This window comes from Arsenophonus symbiont of Ornithomya chloropus (assembly GCF_964026495.1).
Taxonomy (GTDB): domain Bacteria; phylum Pseudomonadota; class Gammaproteobacteria; order Enterobacterales; family Enterobacteriaceae; genus Arsenophonus.
The window spans coordinates 584,802-608,332 of the sequence record NZ_OZ032148.1; the positions used below are offsets into that span (position 1 = coordinate 584,802).

Sequence of the window (23,531 nt, forward strand, 5' to 3'; positions counted from 1 at the left end):
AAAATAATTATAATATATATTTATTTAATATAAAATTATTCTTTGATACTTTTAACAGAAAATTGCAGTACCTTATAGAAGTCTAATTACGTATTTATTAATTAATATATTAAAAATAACAATCTATTATCCAAATTTTATGTCAAATCTAATCTTTATTTTTAAAAAAATATTTTTTTTATAATCTATTTTTTAATAAATTTTCACTAAATAATCTTTAATTTTTAATAAAAAAGTTCAATTAATAAATATTAATTTATATTTAAAAAATCATCGAAAATAAAAAATTTTTATATATTGTTAATATTTTTTATTATTTTATTAATTTTATTAAATGAAATGATTTCAATATTATATGGATTACTTTCATAAGAAATAATTAATCATATAAAATTCTTTATTATTGCAAATTGATATTGATAAAAATATTAAGAACTATTTTATCAATAATTGATATTATTAATATAACATAAAAAATTATTTTTAATCAAAAATATATATGAAAATATAAATAATGACTAATTTAACATAATTATATTTTTAGTGATTTACTGTAAAATTAAAACTAATATCATAAATTTTTGTTTATCTATTTTTAGATTAAAGAATATTTTTAATAAAAATGATCATTATATAAAATATAATATCAGTTTACAAGAATTCTAAAGTATTATTTTTAGATAAATAATTTTGCAAACAATTTTTTTTTATAAACATCATAATATCCCAACAAAGCACTTTAAGACCTAATTGATTTTTTGCAGAAATCATATAATATTTATTTTGCCAATTTAATTTTTTAACAATCGCTTTTACACGTTTATTAGCCTCTTTAGAATTTAATAAATCAATTTTATTAAATACCAAATAGCGTGGTTTTTTTGTCATATCTATATTATATTTTTCTAGTTCATAATCAATGATTTTTATATTTTTAAAAGGATCAGAACCATCAATAGGAAGAATGTCTATAAGATGTAAAAGTACTGAACACCGTTCTAAATGCTTTAAGAAAAAGATACCAAGACCGGCACCTTTTACTGCACCTTCAATTAATCCAGGAAGGTCAGCTAAAACAAAACTATGTTCACTATCCATTCGAACTACTCCTAAACTTGGGATTAAAGTAGTAAATGGATAATTAGCTATTTTTGTTTTTTTTCGAGAAACTGCATTCATAAAACTAGATTTTCCAGAATTTGGCATTCCTAAAATTCCTACATCAGCCAATAACATTAATTCCAGCAATAATTCTCTTGTTTCTCCAGATGTACCCATCGTTTTTTTACGGGGGGTACGATTAATCGATGATTTAAATCTAGTATTACCTAAACCACGTAATCCACCTTTAGCCACTTTTATAAATTGACCATGATATATCATATCAGCAATTATATTTTTGCTTAAACTATCAAATATACGAGTACCAATTGGTACTTTTATAAAATCATCCCGTCCACGTTTCCCAGTACAATTATTACTATAGCCATTCTTTCCATGCTCAGCTCGAAAAATTGTTTTAAATTGATAATCAATCAAAGTATTAATATTTTGATCAGCTACGATATAAATATCACCACCATCACCACCATCACCACCATTCGGTCCACCTTTAGGAACATATTTTTCACGACGAAAACTGATACATCCATTTCCACCATTACCAGCTATCACTAATATTTTTGCTTCATCAATAAATTTCATGATATTTTCTCTTTATATACAAAACATGATCTATCAAATAATAATTTGCAATTAAAAATAATCAGAAAAATAAGATTTATATAATTCATATAACAAAAATCCCCGCAGGTTTTTGCAGGGTGTTTTTTAAAAATAGTTTAACTATTCAACTATTATACTAACATATTTACGATGCTTAGGTCGTTTAATTTCAAATTTTACTTTTCCATTAGCTAATGCAAATAAAGTATGATCACGCCCACATCCTACATTATTACCAGCATGAAATATAGTCCCTCTTTGACGAATAATAATATTCCCGGCTAACACAAATTCACCACCAAAACGTTTTACACCTAATCGTTTTCCCTTTGAATCTCTACCATTACGTGTTGAACCACCAGCCTTTTTATGTGCCATTAATCTAAAACCTCCTGATTTTTAAGCAATACTAGTGATCTTTACTTCCGTAAACCACTGACGGTGTCCTTGTTGTTTACGGCTATGCTTACGACGATTAAATTTAATAATTTTTATTTTTTTGTCACGTCCATGCGCAATAATTTCACCTTTTACTTTTGCTCCCTTGACAAAAGGAGCACCAATTTTAGTATACTTACCATCGCTAATCATCAATATTTTATGAAATTCAAAAATTTCACCTTTGATAATCTCTAGCTTTTCTAAGCGCACCGTTGTATCGAGACTAACTCGATATTGTTTGCCACCACTTCGGAAAACCGCATACATATCAGCTCCATTTAAAAACTATTAGTAGATTTTTATATTAAATCCAAATTTTTTAAATATTTTATTTTAATATTACATCAAAAAACTTTAAAATACAATTTTTAGATTAAATCTAAAAAATCTCACTTTTATAATATGAATATCTTATAATCTTTTATTTATTTTATAATGTATGTTTATAATAAAATATATAATAATATATAAATTTAATCAAATATAATAAATACCTTATTATTTTATGAAAATTTAATTTATAAAAGAATTAAGAATATGAATTTAAAATCAATTATTCAACTAACAGAAAAAGAAATGCAAGCAGTTAATAAAATAATCTCAAATCAATTGAATTCAAATATTCAGATTATTAATCAATTAGGAAACTATATTATTACTAGTGGCGGCAAAAAAATTCGACCAATTATTGCTATTTTAGTAGGAAAAGTTTTAGGATATCAAGGCGGTAAACACATTAATATAGCAGCATTAGTTGAATTTATTCATACCGCAACATTATTGCACGATGATGTTGTAGATGAATCTAATATACGACGCGGAAAAAAAACAGCTAATTCTATTTTTGGTAATGCTACTAGCATATTAGTAGGAGACTTCATGTATACTAGATCATTCCAAATGATGACAGATTTGAATTCTATGACTATTTTAAAATTAATGTCTGATGCAACAAATATCATAGCAGAAGGTGAAGTTTTACAATTAATTAATTGTAATAATCCTGATATTACTGAAAGCACATATATGCAAATAATATATAATAAAACAGCACGTTTATTTGAAGTCGCTGCACATGCATCAGCAATTGTATCTGGAGCAAATAAAAAACAACAAAAGGCCCTTCAATATTATGGGAAATATCTGGGTACTGCATTTCAATTAATGGATGACTTTCGAGATTATGACTCAGATAGTAATAATACTGGAAAAAATATAGGAAATGATTTAAATGAAGGAAAATTAACACTACCATTACTTCATGCAATGAAGGAAGGATCTCCAAAAGAATCTTCACTTATTCGTAATGCAATTGTAAAAGGTAATGGAAGAGCTTTACTTAAAACTATATTAATTACCATGAAACGCTGTGGTTCTCTTGAATACACCAAAGAAATAGCAAAAAAAGAAGCTGAAAAAGCAATTCAAATTATTGATATTTTACCTCATTCCTCTTATAAAGATGCTCTAATAAGTTTACCATACATTTCTATACAACCCACTGCTGAAAAAATTTTATTTAAATAATTTTTTTATATAACAACTGTTATATAAAAATTTTTTATAAAAAAATACATGCAAAATTTTAAAATAATTTTCTTAGTATATTTTGAATATATTAAATCAAAATTTTATTTTTTAATAGCACGATTAAAAGAAGAAATAATCTCTTTTTTTGCTATATCTACATTTCCCCAACCTTTTATTTTTACCCATTTATCTTTTTCTAAATCTTTATAATGTTCAAAAAAATATTCAATTTGACTACGTAATAATTGAGGAAAATCATTAATATCTTGAATACTTGCATACTCTGTTGTTAATTTTGAATGAGGCACAGCAATTAATTTTACGTCTTCTCCTGATTCATCTATCATTTGTAATACACCAATTGGACGACAATGTATTACGACGCCTGATTGTAATGGATAAGGTGTAGGAACTAATACATCAATGGGATCACCATCTAAAGAAATTGTATTATTAATATAACCATAGTTACATGGATAAAACATAGGAGTAGATATAAACCGATCAACAAAAATCACATCAAAAATTTTGTTTATTTCGTATTTTATAGGATGAGAATTGGCTGGAATTTCTATAATGACATAAATATCTTCAGGAATTGCTATACCTGCTGGAACATTACTCACGCTCATAAACTATATCCTTGAATTTTAAAATAATTTGAATTATTATTAGCTGAGTTATAAAATACAATATTATATTTAGTAATTCAATTTAAATATTTTTAATCAAAATATTTAAATAAAAATTTTAAGATTAAATTATAATCTAAACAAAAATTATATTTTTAATTATTTAAACAATAATCTTTAATTTATATTTATAAAAAAAAATTAGTTATCAATATATTTTATTCTTTAAAAACTATTAAAATCTAAAAAAATCTATATTTATTTTTAATGAATAAAACAAATATTTGATAAATTCCAAAGTTAATAATTTTAATTTACATTCATAATTAATTCATACATGGAAATTGATGAAAGTATTTCAAATAAAAATAAAAATTTATGAAAACTTGACTAAAAAATAACAATCATTGTACATTGTTTTTTAAAAAAAAAGAAAATTTTAAATTTTATATAATATGTAAATATAAAGAAAAATTATACATTATTTTCTTTAGTTTTAAAAAACAAAAACTTTAAGTAATTTTTTAAAATTATATATATGTTTTAAAAATGAAGAAAAAATATTTTTGTTAAATAGTTAATTATTATAAAAAATAATTTTTACTATCCAAAAAAATCATTCTATTATTAATTTGAATCTTATTAATTTAAAATAAAAATTATTTCATAGAACATTTCAAAGGAAATACTGAAAATGAAAATAGCTATCTTAGGAGCGGCAGGTGGTGTCGGTCAAGCACTTTCATTACTTCTTAAAAATCAACTTCCATCAGGTTCAAAATTACATCTTTATGATATTACTATCGGAATTTCTGGTATTGCAAAAGATTTAAGTCACATTCCAACAAATGTTACCGTAGTTGGTTTTTCTGCTGATGATATAAAACCTGCACTGCACAATGTCGACATAGTTTTAATTACAGCAGGCATCAGCAGAAAACCAGGAAAATATCGTTCAGAATTATTCAATATTAATGCAAATATCATATATAAACTTATCGAAAATATTGCTCAACAATGTCCTCGAGCACTAATCGGCATTATTACTAATCCTATTAATACGATAGTTCCACTCGCAGCACAGGTACTAAAAAAATATGGTACATATGATAAAAATAAATTATTCGGTATAACAACATTAGATGTTATACGTGCCAATACATTTGTAGCTGAATTAAAAAACAAAGATCCACAAGAAATAGAAGTAAAAGTTATTGGTGGACATTCTAATGAAACAATTTTACCATTATTAAATCAAATCAAAAATATAAAGCTTACAGAAGAAGAAATCAAAACTTTAATTGCACGTATTCAAAATGCTGGTACTGAAGTTATTAATAGTAAAGCAGGTAATGGTTCTGCAACACTTTCTACAGGACAAGCTGCAGCTAGATTTTGTCTATCACTAGTTGATGCTTTAAATGGAAAAAAAAATATTATTGAATGTTCATACGTAGATAGTGATAATCAATATTCTAAATTTTTTGCACAACCAATACTTTTAGGGTGTGACGGTATTAAAGAAAGATTGCCAATTAATATAAATACTATAGATGAAAAAAAACAATTAGAAGAAATATTAAAAAAACTCAAAAAAGAAATTGAATCAGTGAATCACTTTTTTGAATAAATAAAAATAAACATTTTTATAAAGTTATTAATATTAATTAATATCTATTTTTAATATCTATTTTATTTATATGAAAACTCTTAATGAGCTTTTATTCTATAAAATATTTAATAATTATAATTAAAGAATGATAAAATTTACTGAAGTCTTTTAAAATTCATGATTATTTTTTTGATAACATTACCAATCTCAACAAAATTATGTACTATACTTACTCCTGCTTCTTCCAAAACAAAAAACTTTTCTTCTGCTCCACCTTCTCCGCCAGTAATAATTGCACCAGCATGTCCCATACGTTTATCTTTAGGTGCTGTAACACCGGCAATATAAGCAACAACAGGTTTAGTAACATGTTTTTTAATATACATTGCTGCTTCTTCTTCTGCTTTTCCACCAATTTCACCAATCATTACAATCACTTTAGTTTTTGAATCTACATTAAAAAGTTTCAAAATATCAATAAAACTTGATCCAACAATAGCATCACCGCCAATACCAACACAAGTAGATTGACCTAATCCTACATCACTGATCTGTTTGACTACCTCATAAGTTAGTGTTCCGGATCTTGATATAACACCTATTGTACCTTTTTTATGAATATATGCAGGTTGAATACCAATTTTACATTCCCCGGGTGTAATTATTCCAGGACAATTAGGTCCTATCATTTGTACTCCACTTTCTTTTAGCTTAACTTTAATCATTAACATATCTAATACAGGAATACCTTCTGTAATAGTCACAATTAATTTAATACCAGCATTAATAGCTTCTATAATAGAATCTTTACAAAATCTAGCTGGAACATAAACTACTGATGTAGTTGCATTTGTGACTTCTACAGCTTCACGTACTGTATTAAAAACAGGTAATCCTAAATGTATAGTACCTCCTTTACCTGGAGTAACGCCACCAACTATTTTTGTTCCATAAGCAATAGCCTCTTTTGAATGAAAAGTACCTTGATTCCCAGTAAATCCTTGACATATTACTTTAGTATTTTTATCAATTAAAATTGACATTACTTATTTACCTCCGCAACTGCTACTACTTTTTTGACTGCATCTATCAAACTAGTTGCAATAATGATTTTAAGACCGCTAATACTTAATTTTTGAATAGCTAAATCAGAATTATTTCCTTCTAAACGAACAATCACTGGAATTTTCACTCCAATTTCCTTAATTGCTAAAATAATACCATCAGCAATTAAATCACAACGAACAATACCACCAAAAATATTAACTAAAATAGCCTTTACATTATTATCAGATAATATAATTTTAAATGCTTCTTTTACTCTTTCTGTAGTTGCACTACCTCCAACATCAAGAAAATTAGCTGGAACTCCACCATATAATTTAATAATATCCATGGTTCCCATAGCCAACCCGGCACCATTAACCATACAACCAATATTACCATTTAAAGCAACATAATTTAATCCCCATTTTGATGCATAAACTTCACGTTCTTCTTCCTGAAAGATATCACGCATATTGTTTAATTCTTTTTGCCGATAAATAGCATTACTATCAACAATAAGTTTTCCATCTAAACATATTAGATCTCCATTTTTATTAATAACCAAAGGATTGATTTCAATTAAAGTAAGATCGTATTTAATAAAGATTGTTGCTAATTGTATAAAAATATTCACAAATTGCTGCACTTGTTGACTATTTAAACCTAATTTAAAAGCAAGTTCGCGACCTTGATAAAACATAGGACCAATCAAAGGATCAATAATTGACTTATAAATAAGTTCAGGTTTTTTTTTCGCTATTTTTTCTATTTCAACTCCACCTTCCATTGATGCCATAAAAACAATACGGCCGATACTACGATCAATTACCGCACCTAAGTATATTTCTTTATCAATATTAGTTACTTCTTCAATTAAAATTTGATTAACAGGTTGTCCATTTATATCTGTTTGATAAGTTACTAATCGTTTACCTAACCAATATTTAACAAATTTTATAAGTTCTTCTCTATTATAGACAATTTTTATACCACCAGCCTTACCACGACCACCAGCATGTACCTGACATTTTAAAATCAAAGGAATATTATTTCCTAATTTTCTTGTTATTTTTTCTGCTTCTTCTACTGTTTCACACAAATAACTTATAGGTACTGATAATCCATAACGCAAAAAAAGTTTTTTTACTTGATATTCATGTAAATTCATGACATTGCATCCAATTTATTTTAAATAAAAACAATGAATCTTATTTATTTTTACTTCTGTAAAAAATAAAAATAAATTAAACCGTACATAATATATTTCTTACTTAAATATACAAATAATTATTTTAAAATATTATTTATATTTCTAATAATAAACGATTTGGATCTTCTAATATATTTTTTATTATCATTAAGAAACCTACAGATTCACGTCCATCAATCAAACGATGATCATAAGATAGTGCCAAATACATCATAGGTAATATTTCCACCTTACCATCAACAGCCATAGGTCTATCTTTAATAGCATGTATTCCTAAAATAGCACTTTGTGGCGGATTAATGATTGGAGTTGACATTAAAGAACCAAATACTCCTCCATTAGTAATGGTAAAATTACCACCTTTCAATTTTTCAATGGTTAATTTTCCATCGCGTCCCTGACTTGCTAATTCTTTAATATTTTTTTCAATATCAGCCATACTAAGGGTATCAGCATCACGCAATACTGGTGTAACTAAACCTCTTGTAGTTGCAACAGCAATACTGATATCAAAATAATTATGATAGACTATATCTGAACCATCAATCGATGCATTAACTTCAGGATAACATTTTAAAGCTTCAATAACAGCTTTTACATAAAAAGACATTAAACCTAAACGTACTCCATATTTTTTTTCAAAATGATCACCATAAGTTTTTCGTAAATCAGAAACAGCTTTCATATTAACTTCATTAAAAGTTGTTAAAGTTGCTGTACTATTTTTTGCATCTAGTAAACGTTCCGCAATACGTTTGCGTAAACGTGTCATTGCTACACGTTTTTCGCATCTAGCAAAAACAGAAGATTCATCAATCATTGAATAATTCTTATCCTCGATATTTATTGATGTTGTTGATTCTTTTTTATTGACATATTTTTCAATATTATCACGAGTTAAACGTCCTTTTTCAGCACTCTCTTTTATAACATCAGAAGGATTTAAATCATGTTCTGCAATTAAACGACGTATTGCTGGCGTTAAAGAAGAATCATTATTATCTTTTTTAATACTAGAAGCATGAGATTTAAATGAACTGGATTTAATATTTTCTGTAGAATCAATTAATTGTACTTGTTTCACTGAGTTCTGAATAGCATCTGTTACATGAATACGACCTAATAGTTGTTTGGAAGAAACTGTAGAACCTTCTTTTTCTAAAATAGATTCAAGAATACCTGAATCAACAGCAGAAACTTCAAGTATCACTTTATCAGTTTCAATTTCTACTAATACCTCATCACGTTTTACATAATCACCTTGTTTCTTATGCCAACATGCAACTGTAGCATCTAAAACTGATTCAGGAAGATCCGGAACAAGAATTTCTATTCTATTCATTTGTTATCCTTTAATTAATTTATTTCTAATGCATCTCTTACTAAAATTTGTTGTTGAGCTTGATGAACAAACGCATAACCTACAGCAGGCGCAGCAGATTCTGCACGTCCTACATATTTTAATGACGCATATTTAGGAATTATTTTACGAATATTAGGCTTAATAAAGCACCATGCTCCTTGATTAAATGGTTCTTCTTGACACCAAACAAAATCATGCACATGTTCATAAGCTTCTAAAGCCTTTTTTAAATCTTTATCAGGAAATGGATATAACTGTTCAATACGTATAATTGCAATATTTTTTTGTTGATTTTGCATACGCTGTTCAAGCAAATCATAATAAACCTTACCTGAACATAAAATAATACGTTGAATATTTTTAACATCTGTAAGATCAATTTCAGTTATTATAGATTGAAATTTACCATTTGCTAATTCTGATAAAACAGAAATTGCACGTGGATGACGTAATAATGATTTAGGTGACATAATAATCAATGGACGTCGCATATTAGAAATTACTTGCCTACGCAAAATATGATAGATTTGTGCTGGAGTTGATGGAATACAAACTTGCATGTTCTCTTCTGCACATAATTGTAGATAACGTTCTAAACGAGCAGAGGAATGTTCAGGACCTTGTCCTTCATATCCATGTGGTAACAATATAACTAAACCACACATACGGCCCCATTTTTGCTCACCAGAACTAATGAATTGATCAATAACTACTTGTGCTACATTTGCAAAATCACCAAATTGAGCTTCCCACATAATTAAAGCTCGTGGTTCTGCTGATGCATAACCATATTCAAAAGCAAGCACCGCTTCTTCTGATAAAACAGAATCCCAAACACCAAATTTTCCTTGATGATCAGATATATTAGAGAGAGGAATATAAACTGAACCATTATTTTGATCATGAACAACGACATGACGATGAAAAAAAGTTCCTCTACTTACATCTTCTCCTGATAAACGAACATTTATTCCTTTATCTAATAATGTAGCATAAGCTAATGTTTCTGCTGCACCCCAATCAAATGATTTTTTTTCGTTTGCCATTTCAAGACGATCATTATAAATTTTTTTAACCCGTGATTGCATAATAATTTTTTCTGGAATATTATTTAAACGTTTTGCTAAATCTTTTAATTCTTCTTTGTTAATGTTTATAGGGTAAACATCATTCCATTGATGATTCAAATAAGGTTTCCAGATTGAGCGCTGTTGATCAATTGGACAATATTCATCAACAACACAATCACCACGATCTAATTTATCACGATAAGCATCCATCATTAACGTTACTTCATTATCACTAATAATATTTTCTGTAATTAATTTTTTTGTATACAATTTACATGTTGTGGGATGTTTTTTAATTTTTGCATACATAATTGGTTGTGTAACACTTGGTTCATCAGCTTCATTATGTCCATATCGACGATAACAAACCAAATCAATCACCACATCACGTTTAAACTTATGACGAAAATCTAATGCTAAACGAGTAATAAAAACAACAGCTTCAGGATCATCGCCATTAACATGAAAAATAGGTGCTTTTGCCATTTTCATGATATCAGTACAAAATTGTGTTGAACGTGCATCTTCAGGATTAGATGTTGTAAAACCTATTTGATTATTAATAACAATTCGTAATGCACCACCAACTTCATAACCTCTAGTTTGAGACATATTCAACATTTCTTGCACTACTCCTTGCCCACTGACCGCTGCATCACCGTGAATAGTAATTGGCAATACAATATCACTATTATTTACAGTAGATAAACGATCACGACGAGCTCGAGCAGAACCCATAATTACTGGATTAATTATTTCTAAATGAGATGGATTAAATGCCAATGACAAATGCACTTCTCTATCTAATATTTTAAAATTAGAAGAAAAACCTTGGTGATATTTCACGTCTCCAGTACCAATAACGAGTTTATTCTTACCAGAAAATTCATCAAATAAATCTTTTGATTTCTTTCCAAATATATTTACTAAAACATTTAATCGACCACGATGAGCCATACCTAATACAATTTCATGAGTACCATGCTGATTAGCATAACGAATTAATTCCTTTAACATCGGGATTAGTGAATCAGCTCCTTCTAAAGAGAAACGTTTAGCACCAGGAAATTTTATTCCAAGATAACGCTCTAACCCTTCAGCAGCAATTAATTCTAATAAAATATCTCTTTTTTCTTTTTTATCAAATTGCTCACTAATTGAAGTGGTCCTTTCAAGATTTTTTTGTATCCATTTTTTTTCTTCAAATGTAGTAACATCCATATATTCTGCACCAATAGAAGTACAATAGATACGTTTCAATGCAATATATAATTCACTTAATGTTATTTTGATTTTTTTAGAACCAAAAGAAACATTAAATATTTTTTTAAAATCAGAATCATTCAAATCATAAAATTCTGGATATAAATCAGGAATAACATTTTTTTTCCATAATCCTAATGGATCAAGACATGCATTTTGATATCCTTTAAGACGAAATGTATTTATTAATTCAAAAACTTTAAGTTGTTTTATATCTACAGGAAATTCAGTTTGAATAATAGTCTGATAACGAATAGGATTTTTTTTAGCTAATAAACGAAAATGTTCACATATTTTTGAGTGAAAACATTCAGGATTTGAATCTGTAGATGGTAATTGATTAAAAACAATTTGCCAATCTTTATTAACAGAATTAGGATTCACTAAGTATTCTTCATACAATTGTTCAATATAAGATTGATTGTCAGCACTTAAAAAACTTAAATTTGACCAATCATTCATTACGCTGTTGTGCATTTTTATCCCTTAAGCCTTTTCAAAAAAAAGTCTATTTTATAAGACTGTATGCTTTATTTATATCGTATTTAACAAGTAAAGATACATTCTGGTATAGAAAATATAAAAATAAATGTTAATTATTTTTTAAATACACTAAATCATATATTAATATTCCTTATTATAAATATTTTTTACAAATAAATATTTTTTACAAATAAATATTTTTTACAAATAGATTTTAACAATTAAAAAAATATGAAAAACATTCTGTTGATATAAAAATATTTTTAATATTTTTTTAAAAAAAAATTGTAAAACTATTTGTAAATTTTTTACCCAAAAAATATTACATGATTCTTTTTTTGATAAGCATTCTTATATTATTATAGTACATCAACATTATTATAAATATAAAAAACATATAAAATATAACATTAATAATATATTTTTATTATTAATATATCGATTATTTTTTAATAGAAAATATTAAAAAATGAGTAATTACCAAACAATTTCAAAAAACATCACTCTTGCGAGTATTTCAAGAAACACTAAATATTTTTTTATTATATGATTTTAATATTTTGATTACAATTATAACAATTTATAAAAAATTATATTTTTATACAAAAATATCGCCCTTTAAAAATTAAAATATAAAATTCATGGTATACTGTATTTAATTCATAATATATTGTATACTAATAAAGTATTTTTATCTCTCTATAAACTGTTCCATTTTAAATTTTTATTTAATTTTTTATAGATATTTTAAAGATATATAAAAATATTTCATAAATCAGTCATTAAATTATATTTAAAATCAATATTTTTTTTATATTTAATAATATAAATTTTTATTTCATACATCTATTTTTTTATTTTAAAATACGAATACAAAAGTGATTACTGTTAGTCATTTACTTATGTTTTACGTTATTTAAATATAATATTTACAAAATATTTATAATATTTTAATTATATATATCAAAACATCAGAAATTCGATAAATATTAATATTTAAAAAAAATGTAATATTTATTAGTTTAAAAACTTACTTGATTAAGAATTAAGCTGGATTAGGTATATCAATAAAACATACAGAAAAATTGTAATCTTTCTGTAACCATTTCCCTAACATTTTAATACCTGATCGCTCTGTTGCATGATGACCTGCAGCATAAAAATGAATACCCATTTCTCTTGCAATATGAATTGTTTGCTCTGAAACTTCTCCAGTGATAAAAGCATCTGCACCTGCTTCTCCTGCTGCTTGAATAAAATTCTGACCACTACCTGTACACCATGCAACAGTACGAATTTCTTTGACTCCATATTTTCTACCAACATACAAAGGTTGACGTTTCAATTTATTACTTAAACGCAGCATTAAATCATCAGGAGTAATAATTTTTAAAAAATGCCCCATTGGTAGTAAGGGTAAAATATATCTGTCAATCTCAACTTCTAGTAATTCTCCAAATTTGACATTGTTACCTATAATTGGATGCACATCTAGCGGCAAATGATAACCGTATAGGTTAATATCATTACAAAGTAATGTTTTTAATCTTTTACGCTTTATATTAACAATAATATCAGATTCATTTTTCCAAAAAAAACCATGATGAACAATAATTGCATCTACAAATAATTTTACTCCTTCATCAAGTAATGCTTGAGATGCAGTAACACCAGTTAATATTTTTTTTACCTCTGATCTACCTTCTACTTGTAGTCCATTCGGTACATAATCTTGATATTTTTCAACATCGAGATACATATTAATTAATTTTTCTAATTCAATATTGTGCATAACCAACTTATTCCATATGTTAGAAATTTTGTTTATTTTTCTAAAAAAAAATTATATCTTTAAAAGATATCTTTTAGGAATAAAAATATATTTAAATTATTATTTTTATAAAATTTCATAAAAAATTCAAAATATATTTTTTATTAAATCAAATATTTAATCACTAATAATTTTATTAACAATTTCAATAGCTTCTTTTTCAATAATCTTAAGATGATTAGCATCACGAAAACTTTCACAATAAATTTTATACGCTTCTTCTGTACCAGACGGACGAACAGTAAACCAACCATAATTAGTGATTACCTTTAGACCACCAATAGAAGCATTATTACCAGATGCTTTAGTTAATATTGTAATAATATTATCACCTGCTAATATTTTTGTAGATAACATTTTAGCAGTTAATTGTTCTAAAGATTTTTTTTGTTCATAATTAGCCTTACATTGAATACGACTATAATTGTATTCACCAAAAGTTGCAGAAAGTTCTTGATAGAGTTGTTGAGGATTCTTGCCAGTAACTGCTGTCATTTCAGCTGCTAAAAGACATAAAATAATACCATCTTTATCTGTTGTCCAAGGTGTTCCATCAAACTTCAAAAAAGAAGCACCGGCACTTTCTTCACCAGCAAAACCATACTTTCCATGATATAAACCATCAACAAACCATTTAAAACCAACCGGGACTTCCACTAATTTACGGCCTAGATTATCCACTACACGATCAATCATTGCACTAGAAACTAATGTCTTACATACTGCAATATCTTTTTTCCATTGTGGACGATGACGAAATAAATAATCTATAGCCACAACTAAATAATGATTAGAATTCATTAATCCTTCTGGCGTTATAATACCATGACGATCATGATCAGGATCATTAGCAAATCCTAAATCAAATTTATTTCTTAAATCCAATAAACCTTTCATCGCCCAATGAGAAGAACAATCCATACGAATAACACCATCATAATCTAAAGGCATGAAACTAAATGTTGGATCAATTTTTTCATTGACTAACTCCAAATTAAGTTCATAATAATCACTAATACGTTTCCAATAATTTATTCCTGCCCCACCTAATGGATCTACACCTATTTTTAATCCTGATTGTTTAATAGCTACCATATCAATAACATCGTTTAAAGCAACTACATAAGGCTCAACAAAATCTTTTTGATGATAATGAGAATCTTTGATTGCTAATGGATAATTAATACGTTGAACACCTACTAATTGATTGCTAATTAATTGATTTGCTCGATGCTCAATTTCTAAAGTAAGTGACTCATCTGCCGGTCCTCCATGCGAAGAATTATATTTTATACCGCCATATTCTGGGGGGTTATGTGAAGATGTTATAAGTATACCATCAGCTTTTTTTTTATGCTTACGATTATAATCTAATATAGCATAAGAAATAGAAGGTGTCGGTGTAAAACCTTGATCTTGTTGAGTAATAACATCAATTTTATTAGCAATCATTACTTCAATTATTGTCATAAAAGCAGGATCCGATAAAGCATGTGTATCTTTTCCAATTAAACAAGATCCAGTAATACCATGTGATCGACGTACTTCTACGATAGCTTGTACGATAGCTAAAATGTGCTCTTCATTAAAACTATGCCGAGATGCAATACCACGATGACCTGATGTACCAAATTTAACAACATGATCAGGATTTTTTTTTTGAGGTTTTAAAAAATAATATTGTTTGATTAATTCTTCAACATTAATTAAATCACTTGGTTGAGCAAATTGTCCAGCGCGTTTATGCATTAATAATAATTTTTCCACAAAATAATATTTTTGTTTTAAAAACAAAATATTTATAACAATTTATCTATAATAAATATTTTATATATAAACAATATCACAAAAATTCTTTATCAAAAAACTTTAAATATTTCATATAAAATATATGAATACTTGATATTCACAAAAGGTATTAATATGATTATTTTTATATTATATATTGTTAATAATATATAAAGTCATAAACAATCAAAGGTTATTTTTAATAATCTAACTAATAACTTTTTTTATAAAAAATCTCATACTAAATTAAATTTTAACTTTATAAATACTTATATACGCGTATATTATCCATACCTTTATTAAAATAAATATCTTAAATAAGATATAATAATTTTAAATTTTTATATTTTTTATGATCAATTAAATTCTCTAACTTATTTTATTCAATTATACCAATTTCTGCAAACTGTTTAATAAATATGTTTTTTCTTAATTTTTACAAAAAAATCAATTATTTTTAAATAAACACTCAAATGAAATTTTCATTATAATTTAACAAAATTAATGTATATACAAACAAAAAAATATACAATATTAATGTATTACTTAAAAATATTTCAATAACTATTTAAAAATATTGCTTCAAATAAACATCAAAATTTATTTTGTCTTCTTTTTCTATTCTTGATTGTTCTATAATTGAAGCATTACGAACATTTACAAAATCTATATCATTTATTATTTCATAAGGTTCATTTTTTAATTCTTGATAATAAATATTAGCTAACTTTAAACCATATGGAATAATACCTTCTTCAATCATAAGAGGTAATAATTGCCCAGAATATGTTAGCTCTGGATTTTCAATCATTAGTATTAATTGAGAACAAATTTCACGATAATAACTATTACCATTGATATCTAATATATCAGCAATTTTTAATAAATCATCAAATAATTTTTTTCCAATTTTTTTTAAAGTACTGATAGATTTACCATAATTAACAGTAATAATTTGTCCAGGTTTACGGCCTTCAAGAATTACTCTATTCCAATTTTTTTGACATCCAGATAACTCCTTTTTATCCATCATAGGTGCATCTGCTAAAACACACCAAATTAAAAATAAATCAAGAAAATACATCTGTGTTTTATTAATACCAATAGCAGTAAATGGATTAATATCCAACGATCGAACTTCAACATATTCAATGCCTCTTTTTAATAAAGCATCTGATGGAGATTCATCACCAATTGGTAATCTTTTTGGACGAATAGGTGTATATAATTCATTTTCAATTTGTAAAATATTTGTATTAAGTTGTAAATATTGTCCATCTTTATTATACATTCCTAATTTTAAGAACTCTTTGGACGGATTGTTAATTGCTTGCTTAAGATTATCCACATAAGTAATCAAGTCATTAAAAGTGATTGTAAAATTATTTTTAGATTGATTAGTATATCCTAAATCACTCATTCTTAATGATGTTGCATAAGGTAAATAATAAGTTCCTTTCAAAGTTTTTTCAAAAGGCAAATGAAGTGTTTTACCATCTAAAAAAGAACCACAAATTGCAGGTGATGCACCAAATAAATATGGAATCACCCATCCAAATCGATAATAATTACGCATCAATCTAAAATAACCATCAGAAATTTTCTTTTTAGCATCTTGAGAATCTTTAATATTTAAAAAAGCCCTCCAAAAGGATAATGGTAAAGAAAAATTATAATGAACACCTGCAATAATCTGCATTAACGATCCATACCGATTTTTCAAGCCCTCTCTATACAAAGTTTTAAAACGACCAATATTTGAAGCACCATATTGCGCCAGTTTAATATTTTTCTGATGCTCTACAAAACAAGGCATACTAATTGGCCAAATTAATTCATTCTCAAGATGAGATATTGTATACCGATGAAGATCTCTTAAAAATCCTAAGACATATTCAATATTATTATTAGCTGGTGTAATAAATTCTAATAAAGCTTCAGCAAAATCAGTTGTAATCCATGGATGAGTTAATGCCTTTCCTAATCCATAAGGATGTAAAGATGTAGCTAATCTTCCTTCTGGTGTAATTCTTAGTGTTTCACGTTCAATTCCTCGACAAAGACCATACAAAACATTAGGATGTGCTTTTAACCATCCTATCGCTTTTGATATATTCGGGATCAAATTGACCTCCCGTTATTCATTTTAGTAATATTTCTTTTTGAAAAATCATTGTGAATCTACACAATCAAAATTTTTACTATTCAGATTAATATATTACATTAATAATTTTTACGATATAAAAATTATTTAATAATATAAAATAGTAAAAAAATTTTTGTAAAAAAATAATTTTTTATTATTTAGTGTTATAACTTGTAAAAAATACAAAAAATCTAAAAGAAATATTTTTTAATATTTAATAATAATTTCTATTAAAAATAATAACATATACTGAACAGTATTAAATATTTTTATATTCTATTTATCAAATAAAAATTGGCAATTTTTATAAATTTAAATAATATTCTTGATTTCTAATAAAAATAGTTAAAATACAGTAAATCTGTAAAGAACTTTTTTTATCATCAATCTCTTAATCGAAAAATATTAAAAATTAGTGAAATATTTTATGCTAAAAATATTTTTTATTATTACTAAAAAATCATATTTTTAAATAGATTTATAAATAAATCATATTTTTATTGTATATTAAAATATGTCTAATTATGAATATAAGGTTCTAATTTGTGTCTTTTAATGATTGTTATTTAAAACTTTTATAAAAGTTATCAACTCTATATTTAAATAATATTTATAAAAATAAAAAGTTTTATTTTTATGCAAAAAAAGTTTTATTTTTATACAAAAAATTGTGTAAGATATAATCTTAAAATTAAGAAAAAACAAATAAAAAATATGAATACAAAATAATGTTGGCATTTATATAAAGAACAAATTTTAAATATTAATTAATATCGATTTTTTATTAAAAATTATATATCAATATATTTATATCAAATATTTATATATTAAATAAATTTATATATTAAATAAAATTTTTTACAAAAAAATGAGATAATAAAAAATTTATTAAAATTTATTTATCATTTATAATCTGTCTAGAGAAATATTTATTTAAAATTTAGCACATATTTAAAACAAAACCCTGTATTAATTATTTTTTATTAACAGGGCTTTATTACATTTTAAGCGCATCCAGAAGGATTCGAACCTCCGACCGCTCGGTTCGTAGCCGAGTACTCTATCCAACTGAGCTATGGATGCATATTGTATTTTATTAAAATCTAATATTGAATAATTGAATAAAAGAAAACCGGTGAGGGAGGGATTCGAACCCTCGATGTAATAATTAACTACATACTCCCTTAGCAGGGGAGCGCCTTCAACCACTCGGCCACCTCACCCATTTAAAATAAAATGTCAATATTTATAATATTTTTACACTTTAAAATAGATATTACTTTTAAAAAATAAAAAGTCAAATAATTTTAAAATTGTTTTAATACTTGAAAGTATATTTACAATCAAAATAACTAAATTAAATATAAAATAAAACAAAATTATTTTTTAATATCAATAATAAACATCAAATTTAAAAATAATAAAAAAATATATTATATAATATAACTAAAATATTTAATTAATTATTTTAATCTTAAATATAAGATAATTAATCCATTATATTAATAATTAAATAAATTTATACTAAATTATTAATTATGTACAATAATTAATATTATATTTTAATTAATTTCTTTTTTAAGAAAAATAACTTAAAACAATTTTTAATTTTTTGCAATATTTTACATTAAATATATAATAATTATAAATTATAACTATAAAGAATACATAAATAAATTTTATTTCATAAAGATTAAAAGATAATCTTATAAAGATCAGAAACCTTGATCTACAAATATCTACAAATATTTTAGAAAAAATTACTGATTATTTTGTTGAGATTTTTCCGCTTGAATTCTTTGATAAATTTCTTCACGATGAACAGAAACTTCTTTTGGTGCATTAACCCCTATACGTACTTGATTACCTTTTACACCTAACACTGTAACTGTTACCTCATCGCCTATCATGAGCGTTTCACCAACTCGACGAGTCAGAATAAGCATTCTTTGCTCCTTGAAATTTTAAAGAGTCGGGTTTAGGTTTCCTTACTATTATTCATTACACCATAAAAACATAAAGCAATGATATTTCACCTAAAGTGTTTAATTAAATATATTTATTTTATATTAAAAATTATATTTTTAATCAGTTTATTTAAAAAAGTTAAAATTACATAATTTTTAATCTATATAAACAACAGTACTTAACTTATAAGCGTAAATTAATCCATTTTTCAACTGCTGCTAATACAGTAGGAAGCGCTGTTATATTAGATCCACAAGATTCAGCTATTTCATAATTACCACCTCCTTTACCTTTTATTTGTTTTGAGATAAACAGAATTAAATCATTGGCTTTTATTTTGATACTCAAATCTTTTGTAACACCAACAATTAAAGTAATTTTGTTGTTATTCGTAGTTGCAAAAACAATAATTGCTGATTTTAATTGATTTTTAAATTCATTAACTAAAATACGTATTTTTTTAACATCAATAATATTTACTTGACTAATTAACAAATTAATGCCTTTAATAATTTTCACTTTTTTTTTCAAATATTCTTTTTCTTTAATTAGTGCTTGTTTTTCAAATACATTTAAAGACATTTTTAATTTTTTTATTGTATCTAAAATAACTTTAAATTTTATAATTATATTCTTTTTATCACATTTTAAAACTTCACAAATATCAATTAACAGATTATTTTCTCGATGAACATAATCTATTGCAACTTGACCTGTTATTGCTTCTATTCTACGCACACCAGCAGCCATACCACATTCACTCTTAATGCGAAATAATCCAATATCGCCAGCACGAACCACATGTGTGCCAACACATAACTCACTAGAAAAATCCCCTATACTCAATACACGCACCTCTTTATCATATTGCTTATTTAAAAACATGATAACACCGTTTTTTTTTGCGTCATTTATGTTCATTAATGTTTTCATAATAAGATGATTTTTACGGATTTGATAATTTACAAGATCTTCAATTTTATTTATTTCTGATAAGTTTAATGCTTTAAAATGTGAAAAATCAAACCGCAAATATTTATTATTGACTAAAGATCCTTTTTGAATAACATGATCTCCTAATACAATACGCAAAGCTGCATTTAATAAATGAGTTGCTGAATGATTCATTTGAATTGCACAACGATGTGTAACATTGATTTGTGCATTGATTAGCTGATTAACACTTATTAAACCAGAATTTAACTTACCAATATGTCCAATTGCTTTAGCATATTTTTGTGTATCAGTTACAAGAAATTTACAATCCTTATTTTCCAATATTCCTATATCACCAATTTGTCCACCTGATTCAGGATAAAAAACTGTTTTATCAAGAAAAATAATTCCTTCTTGATCTTTATTTAATACATTGACAAACTCACCATTACAAAAAATAGCTTTTACTATGGCATTTGTTTTATTATTTTCATAACCTAAAAAGTGACTATCAAAATCTACTTTAATTATATTATCATCAGCAAGAAAATTATTACACTCTCTTGCTTGAAACCTTTGTTTTTCTAAAAAAATATTAAAACCTAATTTATCAAATTTAATATTACGTTCACAACAAACATCATCAATTAAATCAAATGGAATACCATAAGTATCATAAAGACGAAATGCTATTTTTCCGGATAAAATATTATTATTTAATTTAGATAATTCATTATCTAACAACTGTAACCCACGTATTAAAGTTTTATGGAACTGTTCTTCTTCATTTTTTAAAATTATTTCGATAGTATTTTTTTTGTTTTTTAATTCATGGGATATTGCACTCATAATTTTAATTAAAGGTTTAACTAATTTATAAAAAAAACTCTTTTTAACTCCTAATTTATATCCATGAAGAACTGCTCTGCGAATAATACGACGTAATACATAACCACTTCCTTCATTAGAAGGAAATACACCATCGCTAATTAAAAAAACACTTGATCGAATATGATCTGCAATTATTAACAATGATTTATTATACAAATCTGAAAAATCTATTATTTCAGCAATATAGGAAATTAATTGACGAAATAAATCAATTTGATAATTTGAATTAACAGATTGTAATACAGAAACAATACGTTCAAGCCCCATTCCTGTATCAACAGCATGATTTGGCAACATTGTAAGATTTCCATCAGCATGACGATTATATTCCATAAAAACAATATTCCAAATTTCAATATAACGATCGCCGATATTCTGCTTTGAATTAGGAGGACTACCAAAAATATGTTCACCATAATCATAAAATATTTCAGTGCAAGGACCACAAGGTCCAATATCTCCCATTTGCCAAAAATTAGAAGAAGAATAAGGTATGCCTTGAATATCACCTATCCGAATAATACGTTTTGATGAAATACCAATTTCTTTATGCCAAATATTGTAAGATTCATCATCGGAATTATGAACAGTAATCCAAAATCTTTCTTCTGGCAAATCAAACCATTTCTTACTGGTAAGCAACTCCCAAGCATATTTTATTGCATCTTTTTTAAAATAATCACCAAAGCTGAAATTTCCTAACATTTCAAAAAATGTGTGATGACGATTAGTATAACCAACATTTTCCAAATCATTATGTTTACCTCCAGCTCGAACACAACGTTGTGCTGTAGCTACTTTAGAGTAGTTAATTTTTTCTAATCCTAGAAAGACATTTTTAAATTGATTCATTCCTGCATTAGTAAAAAATAACGTGGGATCATTATTTGGAACTAACGAACTGCTAGGTACAATTTTATGCCCCTTGTTACAAAAAAAATCGAGAAACGCTTGACGGATCTCATTTGTACTTTTACTACTCATAATTATCCTAAAATCAAGCCAAAAACAAATAAATACACTATTTTAAGAATATAAAGCAATTTTATTGTATATCAATAAAAGAATTTTAACAGTATATCCAAAAACCTGAAAATTTTTATATTTTTCAAAAAGCAAATTGATATTTTAAAAATTAATAAATAATTAATATCAATAATCATATGTTAATCTTTAGATACATTACAAAATTAATTTTATTGATATCTTTATAGAACTTTATAATAAAAAAAATTATATTGTATATATAGCATTTTATCATATGGATATTATTTTATTTTTTATACAGAAATCAAAAATTTCTATCTTTAAAAGCTAAAAATAATATCCACTAGATACTTTATGTAATTTGATTACACAAATATGATAATTTTTATTTATATATAATGTATAAGATGAATTAAAATGATTTTGAAGAATATGATTCTAACATAATTTTTTAAAAAAATTATTAAATATATTAATTCAATAATAACAATTTATTATATATAATAATAAAAAATAATTTTTATATTTTCTCAATTATTTTAATCGGTATAAAACCGAATAATATATTTGTAAATCATAAAAAATATATTAAAAATCATGAAACTTAC

The 23,531-nt window shown here is 25.4% G+C and carries 14 protein-coding genes, 2 tRNA genes and 1 pseudogene; 2 read left to right on the top strand and 15 right to left on the bottom strand.

The features are described from left to right. Positions 1-699: 699 nt before the first annotated feature. The 3 genes and pseudogenes from cgtA to rplU form a co-directional block, all read right to left on the bottom strand. Positions 700-1,704 (bottom strand): annotated as a pseudogene (cgtA, locus tag ABNS14_RS02205) (Obg family GTPase CgtA); the annotation flags it as partial. Between the two features lie 141 nt (positions 1,705-1,845). After that, positions 1,846-2,103 (bottom strand): 50S ribosomal protein L27, encoded by a 258-nt coding sequence (gene rpmA, locus ABNS14_RS02210; RefSeq protein WP_348666078.1) that lies wholly within the window; start codon positions 2,101-2,103, stop codon positions 1,846-1,848. 21 nt (positions 2,104-2,124) lie between these two features. Continuing rightward, a complete protein-coding gene (gene rplU, locus ABNS14_RS02215) occupies positions 2,125-2,433 on the bottom strand; it encodes a 50S ribosomal protein L21 (RefSeq protein WP_348666079.1) in 309 nt (102 codons plus the stop codon). A 270-nt stretch (positions 2,434-2,703) separates the two neighbouring features. On the opposite strand from rplU, the gene ispB reads away from it, so the two are divergent. Then, positions 2,704-3,693: an octaprenyl diphosphate synthase gene (gene ispB, locus ABNS14_RS02220; protein ID WP_348666080.1), complete on the top strand. Its 990-nt coding sequence runs from the start codon at positions 2,704-2,706 to the stop codon at positions 3,691-3,693. A gap of 104 nt (positions 3,694-3,797) precedes the next feature. Here the strand turns inward: ispB and ppa are convergent, their stop codons facing one another. Continuing rightward, a complete protein-coding gene (ppa, locus tag ABNS14_RS02225) occupies positions 3,798-4,328 on the bottom strand; it encodes an inorganic diphosphatase (protein ID WP_348666081.1) in 531 nt (176 codons plus the stop codon). 694 nt (positions 4,329-5,022) lie between these two features. On the opposite strand from ppa, the gene mdh reads away from it, so the two are divergent. Next, on the top strand, positions 5,023-5,958 hold the full coding sequence (gene mdh / locus ABNS14_RS02230; protein WP_348666083.1) for a malate dehydrogenase: 936 nt from the start codon (positions 5,023-5,025) through the stop codon (positions 5,956-5,958). A 137-nt stretch (positions 5,959-6,095) separates the two neighbouring features. On the opposite strand, the gene sucD is transcribed toward mdh, so the two are convergent. The 11 genes from sucD to alaS all read right to left on the bottom strand — a co-directional run bounded on the left by sucD (position 6,096) and on the right by alaS (position 22,920). Next, complete coding sequence (gene sucD / locus ABNS14_RS02235; RefSeq protein ID WP_348666085.1) at positions 6,096-6,983, bottom strand: succinate--CoA ligase subunit alpha; 888 nt, start codon at positions 6,981-6,983, stop codon at positions 6,096-6,098. After that, the gene (gene sucC, locus ABNS14_RS02240) at positions 6,983-8,155 is read right to left on the bottom strand and encodes an ADP-forming succinate--CoA ligase subunit beta (protein ID WP_348666086.1); all 1,173 of its coding nucleotides are present in this window, start codon (positions 8,153-8,155) and stop codon (positions 6,983-6,985) included. The genes sucD and sucC overlap by 1 nt, the downstream gene beginning before the upstream one ends. A 136-nt stretch (positions 8,156-8,291) precedes the next feature. Then, positions 8,292-9,539, bottom strand: a complete 1,248-nt coding sequence (gene odhB, locus ABNS14_RS02245) for a 2-oxoglutarate dehydrogenase complex dihydrolipoyllysine-residue succinyltransferase (RefSeq protein WP_348666087.1) — start codon at positions 9,537-9,539, stop codon at positions 8,292-8,294. Between the two features lie 14 nt (positions 9,540-9,553). Beyond that, positions 9,554-12,370, bottom strand: coding sequence for a 2-oxoglutarate dehydrogenase E1 component (gene sucA, locus ABNS14_RS02250; RefSeq protein ID WP_348666088.1), 2,817 nt, complete (start codon positions 12,368-12,370; stop codon positions 9,554-9,556). A gap of 1,051 nt (positions 12,371-13,421) precedes the next feature. Beyond that, positions 13,422-14,168 carry a Nif3-like dinuclear metal center hexameric protein gene (locus tag ABNS14_RS02255; protein ID WP_348666089.1) on the bottom strand — a complete coding sequence of 249 codons (747 nt, stop codon included), beginning with the start codon at positions 14,166-14,168 and terminating at the stop codon, positions 13,422-13,424. Positions 14,169-14,324: 156 nt separating this feature from the next. Further along, entirely contained in the window at positions 14,325-15,956 is a 1,632-nt protein-coding gene (gene pgm, locus ABNS14_RS02260) for a phosphoglucomutase (alpha-D-glucose-1,6-bisphosphate-dependent) (protein WP_348666090.1), read from the bottom strand. 607 nt (positions 15,957-16,563) lie between these two features. After that, the gene (gshA, locus tag ABNS14_RS02265; protein WP_348666091.1) at positions 16,564-18,120 is read right to left on the bottom strand and encodes a glutamate--cysteine ligase; all 1,557 of its coding nucleotides are present in this window, start codon (positions 18,118-18,120) and stop codon (positions 16,564-16,566) included. A 1,030-nt stretch (positions 18,121-19,150) separates the two neighbouring features. Beyond that, positions 19,151-19,224, bottom strand: a tRNA-Arg gene (locus ABNS14_RS02270). A gap of 50 nt (positions 19,225-19,274) precedes the next feature. Further along, positions 19,275-19,364 (bottom strand) — tRNA-Ser (locus ABNS14_RS02275). A 537-nt stretch (positions 19,365-19,901) separates the two neighbouring features. Beyond that, positions 19,902-20,087: a carbon storage regulator CsrA gene (gene csrA, locus ABNS14_RS02280; RefSeq protein ID WP_348666092.1), complete on the bottom strand. Its 186-nt coding sequence runs from the start codon at positions 20,085-20,087 to the stop codon at positions 19,902-19,904. A gap of 205 nt (positions 20,088-20,292) precedes the next feature. Then, positions 20,293-22,920 (bottom strand): alanine--tRNA ligase, encoded by a 2,628-nt coding sequence (gene alaS / locus ABNS14_RS02285; RefSeq protein WP_348666093.1) that lies wholly within the window; start codon positions 22,918-22,920, stop codon positions 20,293-20,295. Positions 22,921-23,531: the final 611 nt, after the last annotated feature.

Bases quoted from the DNA above. Each gene is read 5' to 3' on its own strand.
- rpmA (WP_348666078.1), bottom strand. From the start codon at position 2,103: ATGGCACATAAAAAGGCTGGTGGTTCAACACGTAATGGTAGAGATTCA.
- rplU (WP_348666079.1), bottom strand. From the start codon at position 2,433: ATGTATGCGGTTTTCCGAAGTGGTGGCAAACAATATCGAGTTAGTCTC.
- ispB (WP_348666080.1), top strand. From the start codon at position 2,704: ATGAATTTAAAATCAATTATTCAACTAACAGAAAAAGAAATGCAAGCA.
- ppa (WP_348666081.1), bottom strand. From the start codon at position 4,328: ATGAGCGTGAGTAATGTTCCAGCAGGTATAGCAATTCCTGAAGATATT.
- mdh (WP_348666083.1), top strand. From the start codon at position 5,023: ATGAAAATAGCTATCTTAGGAGCGGCAGGTGGTGTCGGTCAAGCACTT.
- sucD (WP_348666085.1), bottom strand. From the start codon at position 6,983: ATGTCAATTTTAATTGATAAAAATACTAAAGTAATATGTCAAGGATTT.
- sucC (WP_348666086.1), bottom strand. From the start codon at position 8,155: ATGAATTTACATGAATATCAAGTAAAAAAACTTTTTTTGCGTTATGGA.
- odhB (WP_348666087.1), bottom strand. From the start codon at position 9,539: ATGAATAGAATAGAAATTCTTGTTCCGGATCTTCCTGAATCAGTTTTA.
- sucA (WP_348666088.1), bottom strand. From the start codon at position 12,370: ATGCACAACAGCGTAATGAATGATTGGTCAAATTTAAGTTTTTTAAGT.
- ABNS14_RS02255 (WP_348666089.1), bottom strand. From the start codon at position 14,168: ATGCACAATATTGAATTAGAAAAATTAATTAATATGTATCTCGATGTT.
- pgm (WP_348666090.1), bottom strand. From the start codon at position 15,956: ATGCATAAACGCGCTGGACAATTTGCTCAACCAAGTGATTTAATTAAT.
- csrA (WP_348666092.1), bottom strand. From the start codon at position 20,087: ATGCTTATTCTGACTCGTCGAGTTGGTGAAACGCTCATGATAGGCGAT.
- alaS (WP_348666093.1), bottom strand. From the start codon at position 22,920: ATGAGTAGTAAAAGTACAAATGAGATCCGTCAAGCGTTTCTCGATTTT.